The 22,296-nt window shown below is 37.2% G+C and carries 16 protein-coding genes, 1 rRNA gene and 1 riboswitch; of the genes, 4 read left to right on the top strand and 13 right to left on the bottom strand.

The genetic code is table 11. The features are described from left to right. Positions 1–64: 64 nt before the first annotated feature. Positions 65–655, top strand: coding sequence for a rhomboid family intramembrane serine protease (locus AC1DUW_RS06970; RefSeq protein ID WP_053348284.1), 591 nt, complete (start codon positions 65–67; stop codon positions 653–655). 27 nt (positions 656–682) lie between these two features. Here the strand turns inward: AC1DUW_RS06970 and AC1DUW_RS06965 are convergent, their stop codons facing one another. The 3 genes from AC1DUW_RS06965 to cshA form a co-directional block, all read right to left on the bottom strand. After that, complete coding sequence (locus AC1DUW_RS06965) at positions 683–2,158, bottom strand: PH domain-containing protein (RefSeq protein WP_053348285.1); 1,476 nt, start codon at positions 2,156–2,158, stop codon at positions 683–685. Next, positions 2,151–2,624 carry a PH domain-containing protein gene (locus AC1DUW_RS06960; RefSeq protein ID WP_053348286.1) on the bottom strand — a complete coding sequence of 158 codons (474 nt, stop codon included), beginning with the start codon at positions 2,622–2,624 and terminating at the stop codon, positions 2,151–2,153. Before AC1DUW_RS06960 ends, AC1DUW_RS06965 begins: the two co-directional genes overlap by 8 nt. 219 nt (positions 2,625–2,843) lie before the next feature. Continuing rightward, positions 2,844–4,343, bottom strand: a complete 1,500-nt coding sequence (gene cshA, locus AC1DUW_RS06955; protein WP_053348287.1) for a degradosome RNA helicase CshA — start codon at positions 4,341–4,343, stop codon at positions 2,844–2,846. A 1,441-nt stretch (positions 4,344–5,784) separates the two neighbouring features. On the opposite strand from cshA, the gene AC1DUW_RS06950 reads away from it, so the two are divergent. After that, positions 5,785–6,936: a PP2C family protein-serine/threonine phosphatase gene (locus AC1DUW_RS06950; RefSeq protein ID WP_053348288.1), complete on the top strand. Its 1,152-nt coding sequence runs from the start codon at positions 5,785–5,787 to the stop codon at positions 6,934–6,936. 54 nt (positions 6,937–6,990) lie between these two features. On the opposite strand, the gene AC1DUW_RS06945 is transcribed toward AC1DUW_RS06950, so the two are convergent. The 3 genes from AC1DUW_RS06945 to AC1DUW_RS06935 all read right to left on the bottom strand — a co-directional run bounded on the left by AC1DUW_RS06945 (position 6,991) and on the right by AC1DUW_RS06935 (position 11,178). Beyond that, complete coding sequence (locus AC1DUW_RS06945) at positions 6,991–8,373, bottom strand: UDP-N-acetylmuramoyl-tripeptide--D-alanyl-D-alanine ligase (RefSeq protein ID WP_053348289.1); 1,383 nt, start codon at positions 8,371–8,373, stop codon at positions 6,991–6,993. Between the two features lie 160 nt (positions 8,374–8,533). Next, entirely contained in the window at positions 8,534–9,616 is a 1,083-nt protein-coding gene (locus tag AC1DUW_RS06940; protein WP_477642256.1) for a D-alanine--D-alanine ligase, read from the bottom strand. A 779-nt stretch (positions 9,617–10,395) separates the two neighbouring features. Next, on the bottom strand, positions 10,396–11,178 hold the full coding sequence (locus AC1DUW_RS06935) for a hypothetical protein (RefSeq protein WP_053348291.1): 783 nt from the start codon (positions 11,176–11,178) through the stop codon (positions 10,396–10,398). Between the two features lie 244 nt (positions 11,179–11,422). Here AC1DUW_RS06935 and AC1DUW_RS06930 point away from each other — a divergent pair, with 244 nt between their 5' ends. After that, positions 11,423–12,163 carry a class I SAM-dependent methyltransferase gene (locus AC1DUW_RS06930; RefSeq protein ID WP_477642255.1) on the top strand — a complete coding sequence of 247 codons (741 nt, stop codon included), beginning with the start codon at positions 11,423–11,425 and terminating at the stop codon, positions 12,161–12,163. A 61-nt stretch (positions 12,164–12,224) separates the two neighbouring features. Here AC1DUW_RS06930 and AC1DUW_RS06925 read toward each other — a convergent pair whose 3' ends face one another. The 5 genes from AC1DUW_RS06925 to AC1DUW_RS06905 form a co-directional block, all read right to left on the bottom strand. Then, complete coding sequence (locus AC1DUW_RS06925; RefSeq protein WP_477642254.1) at positions 12,225–13,487, bottom strand: cation:dicarboxylate symporter family transporter; 1,263 nt, start codon at positions 13,485–13,487, stop codon at positions 12,225–12,227. A 172-nt stretch (positions 13,488–13,659) separates the two neighbouring features. Continuing rightward, positions 13,660–13,806: riboswitch (cyclic di-AMP (ydaO/yuaA leader) on the bottom strand. 209 nt (positions 13,807–14,015) lie between these two features. After that, positions 14,016–15,275: an efflux RND transporter periplasmic adaptor subunit gene (locus AC1DUW_RS06920; RefSeq protein ID WP_477642253.1), complete on the bottom strand. Its 1,260-nt coding sequence runs from the start codon at positions 15,273–15,275 to the stop codon at positions 14,016–14,018. A 14-nt stretch (positions 15,276–15,289) separates the two neighbouring features. Beyond that, positions 15,290–15,952, bottom strand: coding sequence for a hypothetical protein (locus AC1DUW_RS06915; protein WP_053348295.1), 663 nt, complete (start codon positions 15,950–15,952; stop codon positions 15,290–15,292). A 124-nt stretch (positions 15,953–16,076) separates the two neighbouring features. Next, positions 16,077–16,208 (bottom strand): hypothetical protein, encoded by a 132-nt coding sequence (locus AC1DUW_RS06910; protein WP_477642252.1) that lies wholly within the window; start codon positions 16,206–16,208, stop codon positions 16,077–16,079. A 419-nt stretch (positions 16,209–16,627) separates the two neighbouring features. Continuing rightward, on the bottom strand, positions 16,628–17,506 hold the full coding sequence (locus tag AC1DUW_RS06905; RefSeq protein WP_053348296.1) for a TetR/AcrR family transcriptional regulator: 879 nt from the start codon (positions 17,504–17,506) through the stop codon (positions 16,628–16,630). Positions 17,507–17,697: 191 nt separating this feature from the next. Between AC1DUW_RS06905 and AC1DUW_RS06900 the strand changes: the two genes are divergently transcribed. Further along, on the top strand, positions 17,698–20,829 hold the full coding sequence (locus tag AC1DUW_RS06900) for an efflux RND transporter permease subunit (protein WP_477642251.1): 3,132 nt from the start codon (positions 17,698–17,700) through the stop codon (positions 20,827–20,829). A 202-nt stretch (positions 20,830–21,031) separates the two neighbouring features. Here AC1DUW_RS06900 and AC1DUW_RS06895 read toward each other — a convergent pair whose 3' ends face one another. Both AC1DUW_RS06895 and rrf read right to left on the bottom strand, forming a co-directional pair. After that, complete coding sequence (locus AC1DUW_RS06895) at positions 21,032–21,871, bottom strand: tyrosine-type recombinase/integrase (RefSeq protein ID WP_053348298.1); 840 nt, start codon at positions 21,869–21,871, stop codon at positions 21,032–21,034. Positions 21,872–22,200: 329 nt separating this feature from the next. Further along, positions 22,201–22,296 (bottom strand): 5S ribosomal RNA (gene rrf, locus AC1DUW_RS06890); the annotation flags it as partial.

The following is a 22,296-nucleotide window of genomic DNA, read 5'->3' as shown; positions in this document are numbered from 1 at the left end:
GGACCCTTTTACCAAAAAATGATAATATTATATGTAATTAAAACTTTATGATAAGGAGGAATTTATGTTTACAAGAACAGAAAGCTTTCGTGAATACACTACTTCCTACCGGGCCGTGACTGTGCTCATTCTTATTATGATGTTTGTTTTTGTTCTCATCCTTTTCCCCATATTTCCCGGCAATGTACTTTTTTATTATGGTACAGGTGTGAACTTATACATTGCTGATGGACAATGGTGGCGCTTGATTACACCAATTTTTCTACATAGCACCTTTTCACATTTACTTTTTAATGGATTCTCACTTGCCATCTTTGGTCCATCACTTGAGAAATTTCTCGGCTCCTTTAAATTCACGATCCTTTTTATAGCGACCGGTATCCTTGCGAACATTGCAACCTTCTTAGTTAAGCCACTAACTTATAGCCACATTGGCTCAAGCGGTGCAATTTTTGGCTTACTCGGTTTCTTCCTCTACCTTGTGATGTTTAATAAAAGTAATTTTTCGAACAACGAAAAAAATACGATTTATACCCTAACTGGCATTGCAATTATTATGACATTTATTCAACCGCAAATAAACGTTGTCGGACACTTAGCAGGTCTAGTAACTGGCGTTTTAACAGCTCCTTTATATTTGAGAAAAAAATGGTAGGACAAACAGCCGACTCTTCCTATTTTATCATTGGGAGTCGACTGCTTTTTTTGGTAAAAACCAAGATTTAATTGTTTGACAATCTTTTTCTTCTACATCCACTACCATACCGACTTGAGAGCCAACTCCTGATTTAATCGAAGCTGAAATAGTTGCTAGTTCTTTACGTTTTTGAAACCAACTCTTTTTATATGTGATTGATTGAATCCTGTTTCTCTGCATAATCAATGTCTCTTTAGAAAGAAAACGACTGCATAAAAGCAATAAATCCCCCTCAATACTCCACCCAGCATCTCTATATTGGAGATAAGCCCAAACCAATGCAAACGGAATAAGCAACAGTGAGAGAAACCCCCATGGTCTGAAAAACCATACCATGGCACCGATAATTGGGATGATGTAGATCCCTTTACGAAATACGTATCGGGAATAAGCACGCTTAGGTAGAGGTGTCATTTCCATGGCTGTTTGATAAACCGGTAAAATTTCTTGGATTTTGCCATGTAAATGTTTCCTTTTGATCAAAGGGAACAGCATGATGGACAAACTTTCTTTATCTTCCACACTGCCACCTGCATACTCCAGGTAAACTGTCGCCAATCCCAATGGCTTTCGAACCAGATTTTCCATGATTCGAATACCTTGTACTTTATGAATGGGGATAGTCAGCCTCCTTTTCTCAAGCAGCCCCCTAGAAATAACAATTTCCTCATCCGTTTTTACCACGGTAAAAGAAGCATACCGAATAACCATACTTAAGGTAGCTAGCACATAAACGACCAATAAACCCAAAATAGCTAGCACAGTAAGAATAATAGTGCCCATTCCAATAAACTCTTCATAATCCTTAAATATTCGCTCAAACGGGATTATCTCATCAAACTGTGAAATAAAAGCGATTCCGCCAGATAAGAATACACCGATCGCTCCCGAAGTAGCTGCCATAATGAATAGCTGTGGCAATGTCTGCTTAAAAACGGAAGTGGCTTTTTCTACTTCTCCATTCCCTTTTATTCCCGCTTCAGAAAAATCCCCTTCAAGAGAGTTATTTGTTTTTTTGTTCTTTTCCTCTATTATTAAAGCGTTAAGTTGTACGGCTTCACTTTTCCTTATGGCTGATAAAACAGCATCCGCCTGAGTACCGCCTGCAGTTTCAATATTCACCTTCACCAGACGGAATATCCGCTGGATAATGCCCTCTGAAATATCTATACTATGTATCCGATCGAACTTAATATACCGTTTCTTCCTTACGATTACTCCGGACTCAATTCTAAATTCGCCGTCCTCGATGCGATATGTAAATCGTAACCATTGTATAAATGCGTTAACAATTAGTAAAAGTACTATAATGCCAATGACCAGAGGTTGAATCCAACCTGGTATTCCATCATTCTTCCCTGGAAGAACGACCACTAGTAGAAAAGGAAAAACTAACTCTTTTATCGATTTAATAATGTTGAGCAATACAGCTATGGGGTGAAGCCGTTTAGGATCAGACATCTTCTTCCTCCACACTGGCCATTTTAGAAATATAGTGCCGTAATTCATCTGCCTCTGTAAGATCCAGAGCAGGTATGACATGCATTGTCGCTGCCGTAGAAATTTCAACAGACGCTAATTCATATTTTCTTAATAAAGGTCCTTGCTTCGTTTCAACATGCTGAACCCTATTCATCGGTATGAGCGTTCTTTTAATGACAAAAATACCACTTTGGATGTCAATCTCTGTATTTCTCACTTCGTAACGCCATCTCTTCCATCTTACCGAAGGAATCAGAAAAATGGTCAGGTAGGATTGGATTATTGAGATAATAATCATTGCCCCAAAAACCCAATAAGTCCAATCAAAAATGATGGTTAACACTAAAATAGCGATGCTCAAAATCCATGTTATTGAACAGCCTACGAGTCCACTGATTTTCCAAACAGTCAACGCCTTATTCGAAATACGATTTTGAGGCTCCATAAGGTTCTCCTCTTCTGCACAGGCTATATTTGAATGAATCTACGTCATCCATCCTTCGCTTTCATCCATTATACTATATTTGGATGATGGGATTTAAACACTTTCCAAACAATGTTAATAACCAGCCTATTCAATACTGAATTCAACTTAGGAATCCTAAGGAATTAGGGGGATTGGACAAAAAAAATGCCGCTCTAATGAGCGGCATTTTGAATTCAATTAAATTTTATTCGATTTTTCTCTTTTTTGGCTCGTGCTACGATTACCGTAACCATTTGATTTGCGGTTTGTGCTAGGACGTTTACTTGACCCGCTACCGTAATCTTTTCTGCCAGAAGAACTACGTCCATTACGTTGTCTGTTATTAGAAGAACTGCTTCCACCGCGGTTACGACGCATTGGAGATGGAGACTCTTCCGTTAACTTGATTGGCGTTTGATCCGGTTCTTTAGTCATTGATTTAAGCATAGCTGCAACTAAATCTGCTGCGCCGTGTTTTTGTAATAACTCTTCAGCTTGACCAAGGTATAATGATAAATCATCATTCTCAATTGCTGAAAGAATTTTTTCTGTTACTGCTTTTTGTTGGCCTTCCAACGCTTCAGTTAATGTAGGAGTTTTAAGTTTCTCCATACGTTTTTTCGTTGTATGTTCAACCGCATGCAGTTGGCCTCTTTCTCTTGGTGTTACAAACGTAATCGCAATACCATGTTTGCCCGCACGTCCTGTACGTCCAATACGGTGAACGTAGCTTTCTGGATCTTGAGGGATATCAAAGTTGTATACATGAGTTACGCCGGAAATATCAAGTCCACGTGCAGCCACATCTGTCGCTACAAGTACATCAATACTACCTTCTTTAAATTTTTTCAATACTGACAGACGTTTCGCTTGGCTAAGGTCACCATGAATACCTTCAGCCATATAGCCACGGATATTCAATGCAGAAGCCAATTCATCTACACGGCGTTTTGTACGTCCGAAGACAATAGCAAGATCCGGTGTTTGAATATCAAAAAGACGCGCTAGTGTATCGAATTTTTCACTTTCTTTTAGCTCCAAGTAATACTGTTCGATACGATCTACAGTCATTTCTTTAGCTTTTACACGCACAAGAACTGGTTCTTGCATGAATCTTTCAGCAATTTTACGGATTGGGTCAGGCATAGTAGCTGAGAAGAGCAATGTTTGTCTTTCGTCCGGAACCGTTGAAAGGATTAATTCGATATCCTCAATGAATCCCATGTTAAGCATTTCATCTGCTTCATCAAGAACTACAGTGTGAACTCCGCCTAATTTAATATTTTTACGTTTGATATGGTCCAAAAGACGACCTGGTGTACCAACGATAATATGTGGTTTTTTCTTTAAAGCACGGATTTGACGGTCGATATCTTGTCCACCGTAAACCGCTAATACACGAGCGCGTTTTCCATAACCAAGTTTGAAAAGTTCTTCAGAAACTTGAATCGCAAGCTCACGTGTAGGTGCAATAACAATTCCTTGCACATTTTCATTGGCAATATCGATATTTTCCATCAATGGAATACCGAATGCTGCTGTTTTACCTGTTCCTGTTTGCGCTTGACCAATAATGTCTTTACCTTCAAGTGCTAGTGGAATCGTTTGGGCTTGAATCGGGCTTGCTTCTTCAAATCCCATTTTTTCTATTGATTTCATAGACGTTCTATCTAATCCTAATTCGCTAAACAATGTCAATGTTTTCGTACTCCTTTTTATATCGTAAATTTACACGTGCATTCATAGATCATGCACAGATGTTTAGTTCAAATCCTCATCATCATGACGGATGTTCTACTTTATCTCTTATGAAAAAGTTTATCATTATCACCTAAAAGTATGTCTGCCTTTTAGTTCAAATGAACTCAATATGATTTTTTAAAAAGGAAATATACCAGCACGAACATTTCACTGGCATTCTTAGCATCGCGCACGTGTAGACTTATTTTTAACATACGCCCATCTTTTTAAAAGTACATGTAACCAAAATTAAATTCAATATGGAAAATTAAAAGTAGCATAAACGGCTGTTTCACCGTTTTATTCAGGTGAGGGCTGCTGCACCTATTATTCCACAGACTTAAAAGACTGTATGAATAAAACTTGACGAGCGCCAAGATTCTTATACAAAACAGGCCCGGTGCGTTGAGGATTTGCAGAAGTGGAAAAGCGCTAAACGCGGCTTGATTCCCTATTAGCTACTAAAGCCGCCAAGAAATGCAGCTTTTATATATGACCAGACGCGCGGCCTATTTAATCTAAAATAATCTCAAAAATGAACCTCATGAAACATGTAAGAACAAACAATTTTGTTGCCTCAACCTGATTTAATTTAATTAATCATCAATGATAAGACATTTAAACTCATACTTTATATTACCATTTTCAAACTGTTATTGCAATAAAGGATATCACTGCATCCATGGTTACTCAAAAGTTTCGAGTATTCAAGAAAAGCTAAAATGAAAATCCCCATAGAAAAATGTGCGGCCGAGATACGTTTATTAACTAATATATTGTATTCATACAACATTGAAACTGTTTAATGTTTGGTTTCAAAAAAATCCTGTCACATTTCTCCTTTAGATTTGTCTAAAACTCTCCTCAAATTAGGGGAACTTAGACGTATCTACATTTAGGCTAGAAAACTGCTTCCTTTACAATTGACCAAACTTACACTAGATAAATCAAATTAATGGTATTTTATATTTTTTTGGAACTTGGAATCTTGCCTATAACACCTCACAGTATGTTGAATTCTCAAAATAAACGTTATATCTCCATATAATGTATTGGGTAATATAGTTTCAACATTCTTTTTCAATACTGCTTAACATAAGTAAAAGGGCAAAAAATAAAGGCGCACGAGTCAGAGAACCGCTGAATTCTTTCTCTTTTTTCAGTAAATTCTTCCTTGAATATAAAATACCCATTTAATTAGAAACCCACTCATCATTATTCCATTCTTCCTTTTCTCGCAACAAGACTTTATACCCGTAATTTTTTATAGTTTAACGTGTTTATAAATAAGCGGAAGTCGGATAATTCGAAAAAAATAATTAATTTTCACTTAAAATAGATATTAAACTTGTCGAAATGCAGTATGATTGACCTATTAAAAAGATACTAGGGGGGTTACATGAACATATACACATTAGATATTCCTTTGTGCAAGGACTTTAGTCTTATGTTAGAGACATTTAGTAAAAAAGTCATTTTTTTAGAAGATCCACTTAATCAAAGGCATCTATTCCATGCCTCAACGGACTTATTGCAATCATTATTTATATTACCTTTACACATTTCAAAAGATTGTTGGCAGCAAACTTCCATGTTTGCCTTAGCAGAATCCCTTGAGATTCCAATTTTATTTATTTACAAACGATCCAAAAGAATGGAAGATCCTCAGGTGTTACCGAAAAAGACCCTTTATGAAATCATAGCAGTTCCAGCCAATTCAGTGGAAATTAAGATAAAATTCAAATCCCTCCAAAACATCAGCATGCAGTTGTACTCAGCAAAAATGAATGAACAGGAACTCGAAAAAATTAACAAGAAATCAAAAAAGAGTCTGCATATTGCAAGGAACTTCCAACAATTAGGTTTACCACTGTCGATCCAGAAGAATGATATAGAGATCCATGGGCTTTTCCAACCTTCTAGCGAGCTGTCCGGAGATTTATTTTACTGGATGGAAGTTGACGATGGAAAGTACGGATTCATAATCATCGATGTTTGCGGAAAAGGCATTCACACCGCACTTATAAGCATGTCCATTCGCACTTTAATGCCAGACCTTATTAAACGTGTAAAAGACCCTATTTTCATTACAAAGGAACTGAATAAACATATGGGGCAGCTATTTCAAGATATGCAGAAGGTAAGTGTCAATAACTCTTACTTTACAGCCTTCATTGGTTACGTGAATACAAGGACACGACTCATCGAATATGTGAACTGTGGACACCCTCCAGCCTTTATGTATTCCCCATGCACCAATGAAATCCACAATTTAAGTGAAGGGTCGATACCTATAGGCCTTATTCCTGATATGCCTATTAAAAAAGTGGTATTTCAATATGATGCTGGGAGCCGTTTCATCACCTATACAGATGGACTTTCTAAGTCATTCAATCGCCCTGCCGTTAACCGGTTTGAAAATATTGAGAGGGAGTTTATTGATAACGTCCATCTTGATACGCATGACCTTCTGCAGAAGTTACTGGTTTCAAGGATGAAGCATTCAGAAATAAATGATGACATCTGTATTATTGCTGGTACGCTTTTTTGAATGTGATAGAAAAAAGCCGATTTCAAAAAAAATCGGCTTTTTTTACTCTAGATTTTACTTTTGTAATGCTTGAACAACTTCCTCTAACTTCATACCTCTCGATGCTTTAACAAGAATTATATCATTGGCCTGGGTAGACTTCTTAAGCTCTTCAATTAGCTGCTGCTTATCTTGAAAAGATCGAACCTTCTCAGCTGAAAAGGTTTTGCTCGCTCCTTTGGCAATGAAGTTAGCTAGCGGACCATACGTAAAGATTCTATCAATACGATCACCAGAAATTAGTTCACCGATTTTCAAGTGAAAGTCTTTTTCCTGTCCCCCTAGCTCCAACATATCTCCCAGTACTAGGATTTTATTTTCAAAACCAGATAAGCCTTCAATCAACTCGACCGCAGCTTTAACAGAAGTTGGACTGGCATTATACGCATCATTGATGATTTTCTGTCCCTTCGCACCCTCAACCATTTCCATTCTCATATTAGTTAACCGGATAGTTGACAGACCTTTTTGAATCGATGAAACATCTACTTGCAATTCCTTCGCAGCCAGTATAGCTGCCAATGCATTAAGAACATTATGATGCCCTAGAACTGGAATCTCATAGTTAATTTCCTGTTTATCATTTGTGATTGTAAACGAGGTGTTGTCTGTCCCTTGCGTAATCGTCTTTGGAAATAAATCATTTTGTTCAGTACGTCCAAAAGATACTACCCTTAATTCAGGAAATTCGGTTTTAATCCGGTTACGCAGCAAAGGTTCATCACCATGGTAAATCAGTGTTCCGTCTTCTGCCAATCCTTCAACAATTTCTAGCTTTGCATTGGCAATCTCTTCACGTGAACCTAAATCCAATAAGTGTGATTCACCGATGTTGGTAATAACGGCTACATCAGGTCTTGCCATTTTGGATAAAAACTCGATTTCACCACGGCTACTCATCCCCATTTCCAAAACAGCCACTTCCGTATCCTCATCCATAGAAAGCACCGTCAGCGGCAGACCAAGATGATTATTGAAGTTACCATTGGTTTTATGAACTTTATAGGTGGTAGCTAGCAGGGCAGCCGTCATATCTTTTGTAGTTGTTTTACCATTGCTTCCCGTTATTCCAATGACTTTAATATTCAATTGCTGACGATAAGAGCGCGCTAATTGTTGGAGTGCTATTTCGGTATCTTCGACAATGATAATCGGTAAATCTTGGGGAGGATTCGGAATATCACGTTGCCACAAAGAAGCCGCCGCTCCTTGCGCTAATGCCTGCTTGACATATTGATGGCCATCAACCTGCTCACCCTTTAACGGAATGAACAAACATCCTTCCTTAACTGTTCTTGAATCAATAATTACTCCATGAATTCCTTTGGACTGAAATGGAATAATATCATTCAATCCACCTACCATTTCATATACTTGTTTTAACGTTCTCTTAATCATTTCGTTCCTCCTACATTCATCGAACCGTTAACTGCTCTCTCTTTTTCCATTAAACAAACTAAGCAGAAACCGGTATGATACCCCGACTCCTGCTGAATTGAACCCATTACATAAATCACCTTTGATGGATTATTATAATTACTAATAAATTCTCTGATGTTTAGACTGTATATTTGATTTTCTGTTTTTCTTCATGACGTTCCAAGGCAAGCTTCACAAGTGTTTCAATTAACGCTGGATAGTCAATGCCTGTGTGCTTCCACAATAACGGGAACATACTGAATGGAGTAAATCCTGGCATTGTATTAACTTCATTAATATAGATTTTTCCTTCTTTCGTTAAAAAGAAATCAGCTCGAACCAGTCCAGAACAGTCTAATGACTTAAAGGCCGTTATAGCCATTTCAGATAAAGCTGTATATTCACTTTCCTTTATCTCCGCTGGAATGACCATCGCTGAATTACCGTCAACATATTTTGCTGAATAATCATAGAAGGCAAAGTCTTTCTTAGGAATAATTTCTCCTKCTACTGAACAAGAAGGGTCATCATTACCAAGAATACCAAACTCAACTTCACGAGCAATGACTCCTTCTTCGATGATTATCTTCCGGTCAAATTGAAATGCTTCTGCAACTGCTTTTTCTAATTCGTCTGCATCATTACATTTGCTGATACCGACACTTGAACCTAAATTAGCCGGTTTAACGAAGCATGGGTACCCTAACTCTTCTGCCACCTTATTAATGGAGCTTTCAGTATTTTTCTCCCACTCAGAGCGGATAAACCAAGTGTATTTCACTTGCGGAAGACCAGCCTGAGCAAAAATATTTTTCATGATTACCTTATCCATTCCAGCAGATGAAGCTAGAACTCCATTCCCTACATAAGGAAGATTCAATAGCTCAAGCATCCCTTGTACGGTTCCATCTTCCCCATTCGGTCCGTGAAGTAGTGGGAAAATGACATCATATCCCGTAGACCCACTATTTTCATCCGTTGAATGAGCTTGTAGAGCAAGAGGAGAGATCGATCTTTCAGTTGTAAAAGTTAGAGCCTCCACACTCTCAGCAGGTCCTGTTAACTTCGGTCCATTTATCCAAGAACCATCTTTTGTTATGTAAATCGGATATATATCAAACTTTGCTAAATCGAGAGCTTTAATGACCGCTAAAGCCGTCTGCATAGAAACATCATGCTCCGCAGATTTCCCACCATAAAGCAAACCAAGTTTAGTTTTCATGAGTTATTACCCTCCAATATTCTATTAACCTTGTTCATTGTATCATTTTACACTAAAACGGATAAAGTGAAACTTCTATCATTGGTGGTTTTCCAATGATTACCTTAGAGAGATCACAGGCTAAATTCGCCACGTCCTGTGGCAACTCCTGCGCTAGCACATCCTGTGCGTCGGAACCAATCGAGCATTTACAGGCTGTTGACCCGAAATTTCCCCTTTTTTATTACCTTTACAGCCTGTTGATGCGGGGAAAAGTGAAACTGCTATCATTGGTGGTTTTCCAATGATTACCTTAGTGAGATCGCAGGCTAAATTCGCCACGTCCTGTGGCAACTCCTGCGCTAGCACATCCTGTGCGTCGGAACCAAATCGGGCATTTACAGGCTGTTGACCCGAAATTCCCCCTTTTTATTACCTTTACAGCCTGTTGATGCGGGGAAAAGTGAAACTTCTATCATTGGTGGTTTTCCAATGATTACCTTAGTGAGATCGCAGGCTAAATTCGCTACGTCCTGTGGCAACTCCTGCGCTAGCACATCCTGTGCGTCGGAACCAATCGGGCATTTACAGGCTGTTGACCCGATTTTTCTCTTTATTATTATCTTTACAGCCTGTTGATGCGGGGAAAAGTGAAACTTCTATCATTGGTGGTTTTCCAATGATAGAATAGACCATTAATTACTTTATGCATGGGATAGTAAGTTTTACACCTAAAAACCTCTTATATATCAAGGGTGCAAAAAATTCCTTCTATGTAACCCCAGTTAACTTTCGAGGTATTATGAGAATGAGTTGCTTTTTATAACACTCTCCCATACTTTTTCCTTTCGATGAAAGGTGATAAAGACATCAGGTTCTTTTATTTTTCCATCAGAAAAGTCGTCATACATCTCATCCATGTTTAAATAATCCCCCACAACCCATGCCGGAACCTCAATCTTAGTCCTTGAGTACTTAACATGCCTGAATGAAAAAATGAGACCCTCTGCCAGAATAGGGGCCAAGGCAGTAATGATATCTACAGGAATAGCCGTTAATTCTTTTTTCTTTCTGATCCTCAACCAATTTCTTTCAACTTTTAATGGCTCCAGCTTCAATGGAATTAGACTCCCTAACATATTATAATATGTCGAAAGAGAACGAAAATAAATTTTATTAAACCAGCCGTCATCCTGAGCAAGATACACGAACTGATTATTCAGTTTACGAAAAAAAGGAGGCTCCAAATGATTTTTCGTATGCCCTAAATATAAAAGTTCCGATATTTCCCTCCCCTCTAATTCATCTAATCCGTCTGCCTCTTCAAAATCGATCCAACAGAAATCCCCATACCCTCGAACATTCTCTTTAAGGAGTTTAGAAATATCTTCAGATGATACGCTTTCAAGCAGAACATTCAAATTATATTCCCCACCATCGAATTGATGTTTCAACAATAAGATGGAATTCAAGGTATATGGCAGTGAGAAGGCAAACTCTTGAAAAGTAAGACCGTTAAAAAGGACAAACCGTTCGGAAGCCTGCATATGCATATATAAAATATCATTACTTTCATTTTTCATAACCTTATCCCCTCCGATCCTTTCAATCATTAGTGTTATTTTATCAAACTTTTTGGATTTCACGAAGGTTATATAATTAAGAATGTAAATCCACACCTGCATTTTATGACATCATAGTGAAAGATATATGCCTTTATTTCTTACCATGTAAAAAGTTCAGCCTTTAATTTAAATAAGATAGATCCAAGCTCGACAAAAATAAATATCCATATTATAGTAAAAATAAAGGTTTGGAGGAATGACGATGGATAAAATTGAAAAAGGTTTTATCATTAATTCTTTTCATGAAGCCGCTCCCCTTTATGCCGATGCAACGAAAAAGATAGGCCTGTGGCAATCTGAAAAGTATGCATTCGAGAAGTATTTTTCCCAAGATGACAAAATCCTTGATATCGGTTGTGGTACAGGAAGAACCACCTTTTCCTTATATAAACAAGGTTTCCATAAAATAACCGGATTCGACTTAACTCCTGCCATGCTACAAGAAGCCCGGAAAATATCACGCGAAGAAAACCTAGATATACCTTTTATCCTTGGCGACGCCACAGACCTTCCTTTCAATAACTCATCATTCGATAAAGCAATCTTCACCTTTAATGGTTTAATGCAAATCCCTCAACGAAAAAACCGCATTCTAGCTTTAAAAGAAATTAACCGCGTTTTAGTACCTGATGGCATTTTCATTTTTACCACCCATGACCGTGACAAAAATGAAAAATACCTGAATTTTTGGGAGCAGGAAGAAATGATTTGGTGTGAAGGTAAACAGGATGACCGGCTATATGAGTTTGGTGATATTTTCACCTCTGGAAAGACCCTACAAAAAGATACCTTTCTTCATATACCTAATCAACGGGAGGTCTTTGACTGTCTCAATGAAGCAGGTTTTACTGTCCTAGAAAGTTTTTACCGAAGTGAATTATTCCATGAAAGCGATGATGCCATCACTTTCTCATCAGATTGCCGCTTCTGGATTGTTAAATAAGAATTAGTTTTTTAAAATTCACAAAAAAAACCAGAGTGACATATCACTCTGGTTTTTTATATTAAGAAACTTGTTCTAGTTTTTCATTATTGGCAGGAGGGTTGAATTGACCTTCCCATTTTGAGATAACGATTGCTGCAAGTGAATTACCAATAACGTTTACTACTGTACGGCCCATATCAAGAATACGGTCAATACCAGCAATAAATGCTAAACCTTCAATAGGAATTCCAACTGTTCCTAATGTCGCTAAAAGAACTACGAAAGATACACCAGGTACACCTGCAATCCCCTTAGATGTGATCATTAACACTAACATTAGCGTAATTTGCTCATAAGCGCTTAAATCAATTCCATACATTTGAGCGATGAAGATAGCTGCTAACGCTTGATATAATGTAGAACCATCAAGGTTAAAAGAGTATCCTGTCGGAATAACAAACGTAGCAATATGTTTCGGACATCCCGCTTTCTCCATTTTTTCCATGAGTTTCGGAAGTACCGCTTCTGAACTTGCTGTCGAGAACGCAAGAATTAATTCCTCTTTTAGAAGCTTAATCAACGTAAAGATATTGAACCCTACAAATTTTGCAATAAGACCCAGAACGACAATTACAAAGAAAATCATTGTTCCGTATACAGTAAGCGCTAACTTGCCTAATGGAATTAAAGATTCCAAACCGAATTTGGAAATGGTCACCCCGATTAGTGCAAATACCCCGATAGGAGCAAATTTCATGACCATATTAGTTAAGTAGAACATCCCTTCAGCTGTACCTTGGAAGAAACGGAATACTGGTTTACCTTTTTCACCGATAGCCGCAATACTAATTCCAAACAATACAGAGAAGAAAATAATCGCTAGCATATCGCCTTCTACCATCGCTTTWAYCGGATTAGATGGCACAATGTGAACGATTGTATCTACAAAAGATTCATGTTGCTTAGTTTCTGCTGTATCAACATAGGTAGAAATATCAGTTTGTTCTAGCTTGTCCATATTTACACCAACACCAGGCTGGATAATATTCGCGGAAACTAGACCAACTGCAATCGCTATCATAGTTACCACCACAAAGTATGATATTGATTTAGCTCCAAGTTTACCTACTGATTTTAAATCACCTACACCTGCAACTGCAACGATAAGACTTGACACAATGATTGGTACAACAATCATTTTAATCATTCGTAGGAAAATGTCTCCGAATGGTTGTAAAAAGTTTTGGGCTGTTTCACTACCATAAAAAATGGCACCAACAATAATCCCTAGAATTAAACCAATAAAAATTTGGCTAGCTAAACTTAATTTAAATTTCTTCATTTACTTTCCTCACCTTCCATAAAGTCTTTGATGCAAAAACATTTTGTCTCGGTAAGGGAAACAAGATACTAATAGAAAGAAAGTAATTTTTCTTTTATTGAAAAACTCTATCTTTACGCCGAAAAAAAAGACACTTCATGTGTCGATTTCCTATAGGCGTGAATATTCACACATGTTCCCTTAAAGACGCTGACGAGGTTAGCTGTCGGGTTAGGAATTGGAAACACAAAAGCCCTTTCATTTCTGAATTCACCCCTAGCGAAAAAAATCCGCAAAAATGGGTCCCCCGTTCTTGTAAAAGATTAAGCGAATACTTAATAATAAAATATTATACTAAAAATGTTATTCTGTAAATATTTTTTCTTGTCCCTTTAAGAAAAAAACTTGACAAATGTCTGAATATTCTGTATTAGTGACCATTTTACCTATAATAACACATTCTCTATTTTGCTTAATTTTGTTATATGGATATATAAATAACAATAAAACTGATTGATATATCCCCTCTCTTGAATAATGAAAAATGGATTATTTTTCTAACATTCCCAGTAATATATACCTTACTTTTTCCCGAGTGGTGAATTTTTTATAACTAGCAGATTTCACCTTCTCAAACTGAATTGGAGTAACAAAATAAGAATGATTTTTCACAATCCTATTCGGTTCTATTAGGATGACATCACCTACCGCCGGTCCCTTTATGAGTTCTTGCTTTCCTTCTGCTTTAAGCCCTTTTGTAATATAGTGTTTATCCACATAGCCTTTTTTAGTCAATTTGTAGACATGCGGCTGTTTTTTATGATGCACTGACTCTACAGGGATAGAGGGTACACCCGCTTTCTCATTGGTTATTACAGTAAGATTGACTTTTGACCCTACCAACAAAGGTTTAGTTACTTCATCTCCTGGTTCAATCATTGCCTGAAATGGAAATCTGTTATCTTTTTTTAGTGATGGCTCCTCTGCTGGATAAGAATGTATACGACCTATTGTTCCGTTCAACGCCTTTTTTAAATCAGGGGAACTTGCCTTTATAGTCATGCCCACTTCAGCTTTTTTCATCTCCCCTTCGGAGAAATACCCTTCAATTGCCACATTTGTTGAAACAATGGATATAATGGGATTATTCAAGTTTTTATTGATATTTTTCACAACACCATCTGCCTCACTCGCCGTCTCAACCGCGCCTTTTTGCTCCTCAATTGAACTTAATTGAGCATCCAGCTTAACAACCTTTTCTTCCAAGCGGTTTATTTCAAGTTCCAGCTTGTACATTTCTTGCTCAATATTACTTTCAATCAAGTCTGAAGAGGTAGTTGTTATATCAATATTTAAGCTCTTTTCTATCGAATTATCGATTACTGCTTTATTAGAATTACTTGTCAAACTTCCTTGATAAGCTTTCAACTTATCAATGTAATCATTAATCCCCACAATTTCACCCTCAGCGGCAGTTTTTTCCGCTTCTAGATTTCCTTTGAGAGCATCCAGTTCGGGTGTAGTATATTCAAACAACGAAGATCCAGCCGTTACCTCATCTCCCTCTTTTACAAGGAATTTCTGAAAATCATTTTTCTTGGTATCGAAATAGATATCATACTCTTCTACAGGTTTAATTACCCCTTTTGTTTGAAAAGTATCCGTAATTGTATCTTTTTTTACCTTTGTCCAGTTTTCAGCAAAAACAGTTCGTTCCACTTTGCTTTCTTTTTTCTCGATCAGGTAAAAATTAACGGTTATTAATGCAGCAGATGCCACTGATACGGCTGCAATTTTCCATTTTTTCATTGTTTTCACCCACCTTATACAAATACGCCCACTTGGATGTACGCTAAAAAGGCTTTAACAAACCACGTGGCCAGATAGAATAGAACAATCATTAAAAGCACCAAATAATTATTCCGTTCTGAAAATTCCTTTAAATAGAAATATTGCAGAGCAATAATCAGAAATTGAAAAATGGTGATTTCACTGAAAAAGTGAATAAAGTAATCACTTCTGAGAAAGTACTGACTGATAACTCCCAATGAAAAAGGATTTGCATCGTTTCCGATATCCATTAATACTAAAATAGGGATTAGAAACACCTTTTCTAATAATTGCAAACCAAAAATAATCATTTGAACGATTACTAATTTTATGTATGGGATATCTATAACAATCCAAAAGAATAGAGATGATAAAAATAAGTATATGGTAGGGTAAAATAGACCTGCTATTATATTGCCGCCCATTATCAACAACTTTCCCATTTCAAATTCACTAGCATCCATCTTCGTAATTTCTTTGGAAAACGATTCCGATCCAACGCCAAAATATCCTTCCACAGCAAAAACTATGAAACTAAGAAAATATAATAATAGTAATTTCCATCCAAGTCGTGTGACTGCTTCTGCATTTTGCAGCTGATAACGACTCCTATGAGGCTCTAAAATGCCCTTTAACAATCTGACCTGGTACACCATATGTGTTCCTCCTGCAATAAATGAAATATCACTCTATATTTTATCTTATTTTGGAAACAATTGCAGAAATAAGGAATGAATAAAACAAAAAAAACACATTAATATTAAATAATACTTTGTCTCCCTAATTTGAAGTTAATATAGAAATGATGATACTTAAAGACGTTGATTCGCATTGACGATTTACTATATTCCCTCCATACTTATCTACCTCAAACGGCACTTTTGTTTCAATATTCAGATGCCCCGCCTTCACATTCTTCACCCCTGACTGAGTTAGGATTTTCAGATTAGGAAAGCTTGAATTTGCGACGATGGCACGCCAAAAAACCCAGCGTCTGGACTGACCATGGGGAAATGCATTAAACTCGCGCCTATAAAACTCTTCTGGACCAAAACCATCATAGTTTTCCCTACATCAATCGACGAAACTTGCTATTTAATTAAGCTTCTAGACTTCTTTCAAACTTATCATTTCCATAATTTTTATTATAAATTAACATTCCCTTTTTCCTTTTCTGACCTCAACCTCATATAAAAAGGTACCTTCTTCCTACTCTTTCCTAATAATCAATTTTGAAATTCAATCATAATCATGAGAAGAAATTTATATAGGAGGTATTTAGAAAAAGGTTTAAATAAAAGAAGAGGCAGTATGCCTCTTCAGAAAAATCTTTAATTTTTTGTCAAATAATCTTTCATTAAAATGATAAGCTTAGAACACATGGTATTTCGTTTTTCGTTTTTTTCTAAAAACAATAAAAGTCCTTCTAATATTATGCCATTTGGTCTAACTTTAGAGAATTCCTCTTGAATTGCTTTTAACGCTTCAACATTTTTACTTGTCTCTAACCCCTTTTCTTTATGTTTTCCTACTTCCAATACCTGGCGAATGATTGAATTAATTTCCTCTTTAGGGCTCACTTTTTGTATGGAACATTCAAGTAAAGGGAATTCTTTCAATAAAGGATCGTCCGTTTTATGTAGACCTTTTATAATGGAATCCATCCGATTTAAAATGAAGATAGGCAGCCTCTCCACTTCAAATGAATGTCTGTTTCTGAATAAAATTCCGATATAACCTTTGAAAAGTGCGTCTAACATAATAGTACAATCTGGCAAGAAGTTTGTCGGTATTTCTGGATACAATTCTACTATTTTACGTTTGAACCAAACTAAGCCCTCTTCATGGATATAGTGTAAAAAACTATCTAGCTCTTTACTGATATGAACCATTTGTTCCTGCATCATCATTCGAATTAAGTTGGTATTTCCTGTCACATGCTCTATTTGTACAATGATTTGCATCAAAAATTTCTCTTTACTGGATAAAGAATCATCTAACTCTATATCAAGCAACGAGTCCGTTAATGCACCATAATAATATTTGAAAATTGAAACAAGCAACTCTTCCTTCGATTTAAAATAATTATAAAAGGATCCCTTGGCTATCCCACACTTTTCAGTAATTTCCTGAACGGAAGTAGCATGATAACCTTTCTCTGCGAAAATCTCTACGGACTTATCTATAATTATTTTATGCTTTTCATTCATCAAATTCATCCTATCTCTTAAATATTGTCCCCTATATGACCAGTGAGTCATTTCTTTCACATTGTATCTCAAAACCCTTGAAATCACAACGTTACACCAACTGAATATTATTTATTGCATTCATAATCTATATACTATATATTTGAGTTTATGACCGACTAGTCACAATATAAAGTATGGAGGGTAAAAGTTTGAATTCAATCATTAAATTTTCTTTGAAAAACAAACTGGCAATCTGGTTGCTGACAATTATCATCGTTGCAGCAGGTCTATATTCCGGTTTAAACATGAAGCAAGAGACCATTCCAAACATCTCTACTCCTTTAATAAGCATTTCCACGGTATACCCTGGTGCTGCACCTGAAGAAGTAGCCAATAAACTTACAGATCAAATTGAACAAAAAGTCACAAACTTATCAGGAGTTGAATTAGTTAGTTCTTCTTCTATGGCTAATGTTTCTTCAATCCAATTACAATATGACTATGATACGGATATGGACGATGCTGTAAAAGAAGTGAAAGAAGCATTAGAGAAATTAGAACTACCTGAGGGGGTTGATAGCCCCAGCGTATCTAAACTAGAGTTAAACGCTTTTCCTGTTGTAGCACTCAGTATAACAGATAAAGATTCGGATTTACCTGCCCTAACAAAAAATGTCGAAGAGGTGTTAGTCCCTAAACTTGAAGGAATTGACGGAGTGACTTCCGTAACAATTTCAGGACAACAGGTAAATGAGGGTAGCCTTGAATTCAATCAAGAAAAGATGGCTCAATACGGGCTAGATGAAGAGACCGTAAAAAAAGTCATCCAAGCTGCTAATGTAACAATGCCACTTGGTCTATATAACTTTGATGATAAAGAAAAAACAATTGTTGTTGATGGAAACATCTCCACTTTAAAAGACTTAAAAAACATAAAAATACCTTTAACAGGCGGTTCTAACACAAAGACACCAACTCAAACAGCGCCGGGAACCAATCAAGTATCACCTGAACAAGCACCTGGTGCAACAGTTCCTCAACTACAAAGTGTCAAATTATCAGACATTGCTGATGTGAAAATCACCGGTAAGGCTGAGACTATATCAAGAACAAACGGTAGTGAATCAATCGGGATTCAAGTAACCCGATCGCCGGATGCCGATACAGTTGCAATCGTAGACGAAGTACAAGAAGAAGTCTCGAATTTCAAAGAAGAATTTAAAGGCGTAAGCGCACATACTACGCTAGATCAAGCCAAACCAATTAAAGATTCTGTCGAAACCATGATTAGCAAGGCCATTTTCGGCTGTCTGTTTGCCGTCATAGTGATCATGCTTTTCCTAAGAAACTTTAAAACGACCCTAATCTCCGTCATTTCGATTCCATTATCTTTGTTGGCAGCCCTTTTGGTGCTCAAACAATTGGACATCTCATTAAATGTTATGACATTGGGAGCTATGACAGTTGCCATTGGCCGAGTCGTCGATGACTCAATTGTCGTAATTGAAAATATTTATCGAAGAATGGCATTAAAAGGCGAGCAATTAAAAGGCGGCGAATTAATACGTTCCGCTACTAAGGAAATGTTCATCCCTATCCTTTCATCAACTATCGTTACTGTAGCCGTTTACCTGCCGTTAGCAAGCGTTACGGGACCTGTTGGCGAACTATTCATGCCATTCGCTTTTACAATGGTGTTTGCATTAGTCGCATCATTAATAATTGCCATCACTCTTGTACCGGCCATGGCAGACTCATTATTTAAAAACGGCCTTTCCGAAAAAGAATTGAAATCACATGAAGAAAAGCCAAGCAAGCTATCTGGATTCTACCGTAAAGCACTGAATTGGTCACTAAGCCATAAGTTGATCACATTCGGTACAGCAATAGTATTATTAGTCGGTAGCTTATTCCTCATCCCAAGCATCGGTGTCAGCTTCATGCCTGCGGATGAAGAGAAGCAGATTATCGTCACTTATACCCCAGCACCTGGCGAATTAAAAGAGGATATTGAAAAGGAAACGGAAAGAGTAGAAAAGTACCTAATGGATAAAGATGATGTGAAGACAGTCCAATACACACTAGGTGAAAACATGATGAGTGGCATGATGGGCGGCTCTAGTAACTCAGCCCTCTTCTATGTACTTTATGATGAAGACACCGAAAACTTCGGGGAAAAGAAAGAAAAGATCATTAAACATTTAACCAATCTTGACTCTCCTGGAACGTGGAAGCAACAAGAATTCACTTCCACATCAAGCAACGAAACGACCCTTTATGTCTATGGAAATACACAAAAAGACATTGAACCAGTAATCGATGATATTCAAAACATCATGAAGAAAAATAAAGAATTGAAAGATGTCGATACAAGTCTTTCCGATGCATATGAGCAATACACACTCGTAACAGACCAGAAGAAACTTAGTGAACTTGGATTAACAGCCGCCCAAGTTGGCATGTCCATTGCAAATTCAAACAAAGATGATGCTCTAACTACAATTAAGAAAGATGGAGAAGAAGTCAAAGTATATGTAGAGATAGAAGAAAAGACATTCAAAGATAAAAAAGATCTCGAGAATACGACAATTACTTCTCCAATGGGAATGGAAATTCCTTTAAAAGAGCTTGTTAAAATCGAGGAAGGCAAGGCATCCGATACTATAAGCCGTCGCGATGGAAAAATTTACGCGGACGTTTCTGCAACAATCAAATCGGATGATGTTGCAGCAGTAACATCAGAGGTGCAAAAGGAAGTTGAAAAATTAGACCTTCCAGCAAGTGTCACTGTAGACTATGGTGGAGTAACCGAAGATATCCAAGAATCATTCACTCAACTTGGAATCGCTATGTTGGCAGCCATCGCTATCGTTTACTTTGTCCTTGTTGTTACTTTCCATGGCGGGTTAGCGCCAATCGCCATTCTATTCTCCTTACCATTCACGGTAATCGGAGCTTTAGTAGGCTTATTCATTGCCGGTGAGACCATTAGCGTTTCGGCCATGATGGGTGTGCTCATGCTTATCGGTATCGTTGTAACCAACGCCATCGTATTAGTGGACCGGGTAATCAAAAATGAAGAATCCGGCTTATCGACACGTGAAGCATTACTCGAGGCGGGATCTACCCGTCTACGTCCAATCTTGATGACTGCCCTTGCTACGATCGGTGCTTTAATACCATTGGCCATAGGAGCAGAAGGCAGTGGCTTGATCTCACAAGGTTTGGGAATTACCGTTATCGGCGGACTAGTGAGCTCTACATTGCTGACACTTGTCATCGTACCGGTAGTATATGAAGTAATAATGAAAATTGGTAAAAAGAAAAGAACAGCTAAGTAAGCAAGCAAGAGGGTATCTCATACTGGGATACCCTCTTTAGTTTGATAATTTGAACCCACATCGTTATCCAATACATCATAATTCTTATCGATGGTATTAATGTGGTGGCTTCTAAACCTAACCTGGACAATCCATAGTCTCAAATGCCAATTTTTATAACAAAAAAAGAAAGGGTTACCCCTTCCTTTTTAATTTATATAGATTAATGCTTGGTAAAAGTCTGATCTATCGCATTTTCAAGATTCAGTGATTTATCTTTCAAATAACGCTTCGTGACGTTCAAATCTTTATGACCAGCTAACTTGGAAATGGTTTGTACATCTATCCCGTTATCCACTAATCTCTGACAAAATGTATGACGTAATTTATGTGGGTGTACATTGTACTTTTTCAAAATATATTGTACCGATCTCGGAGTGATCCTTTGATTGTAACTTGAAATAAACAACGGATCTGCTTTTTCTTTTAATGAATAAAGATAATTTTTAACATGTTGTATAGCCGATACTGTAAGTGGGACTGTCCTATCAATTTCACCCTTCGCGTTCCGGACAAGGATATAATTTCGATCTGTATCCATGATGACATCTCTACTATTTAAGTCGCATAATTCAGAGACACGAATTCCAGTATGTAATAATAGGTAGACGATGGCAATATTCCTCAGATTCCCCTCTGCCTCTATATCCCTCAAAAGTGCCTCCTGCTCTTTGATGCTTAAGGTTTCTGGCACCTCATACTTGTGCTCCTTTACCTTACGCTCAACAGAAAGCATTATCTGTGGCTTTTCTAAAAATTTAAAGAAGACATTTAGAGCAATATAATGCTTTTCAATTGTCCCTGGACTTTTCTTGCAATTTTCTAAATAATCGAGATAATCTTGAATATCCTCAGAGTGAATCTCCATTAATATCTTCTGTGTCTGCTCACAAAACTGTGAAAGAACACCAGTATACGTTTTGATCGTATTATCTGATTTGCCTTGGTCTCTCAACCATCCAGCAAACGAAAAAATCATTTCATCTTTAGCAGAGGTATCCATCGACTATTCCCCCAATGACAGTTTCAGAACTAAGTTAAGTTTAACATATATCCCTTTAGAAACGAAGAATTCTGTCCATTTGTCTTTACACAGGTATGATTATACAGATATAAGAAAAATATCCCTTACGAACAATAAAAAGTAAATTTAATGTATCATTCGATATAGTATGTCTATATCCTACACACTTCCCTATACTAGATCCAATTTTCCTCTACAGTATCATTCTCTACTTTTATGTTAACTCAATAGTGTTTAGACCGTTATTATACGAATATAAATATAAACACAAAAAAGACCAGCCAAGGATGGCTGATCTTTTCAAAATGGCTTGGCGGCGTCCTACTCTCACAGGGGGAAACCCCCAACTACCATCGGCGCTGAAGAGCTTAACTGCCGTGTTCGGAATGGGAACGGGTGTGACC

The organism is Peribacillus sp. P4_C12 (genome assembly GCF_056402095.1).
The sequence above is the reverse complement of the archived record's forward strand: the minus strand, read 5'-3'. Positions and strand labels throughout refer to the sequence as shown.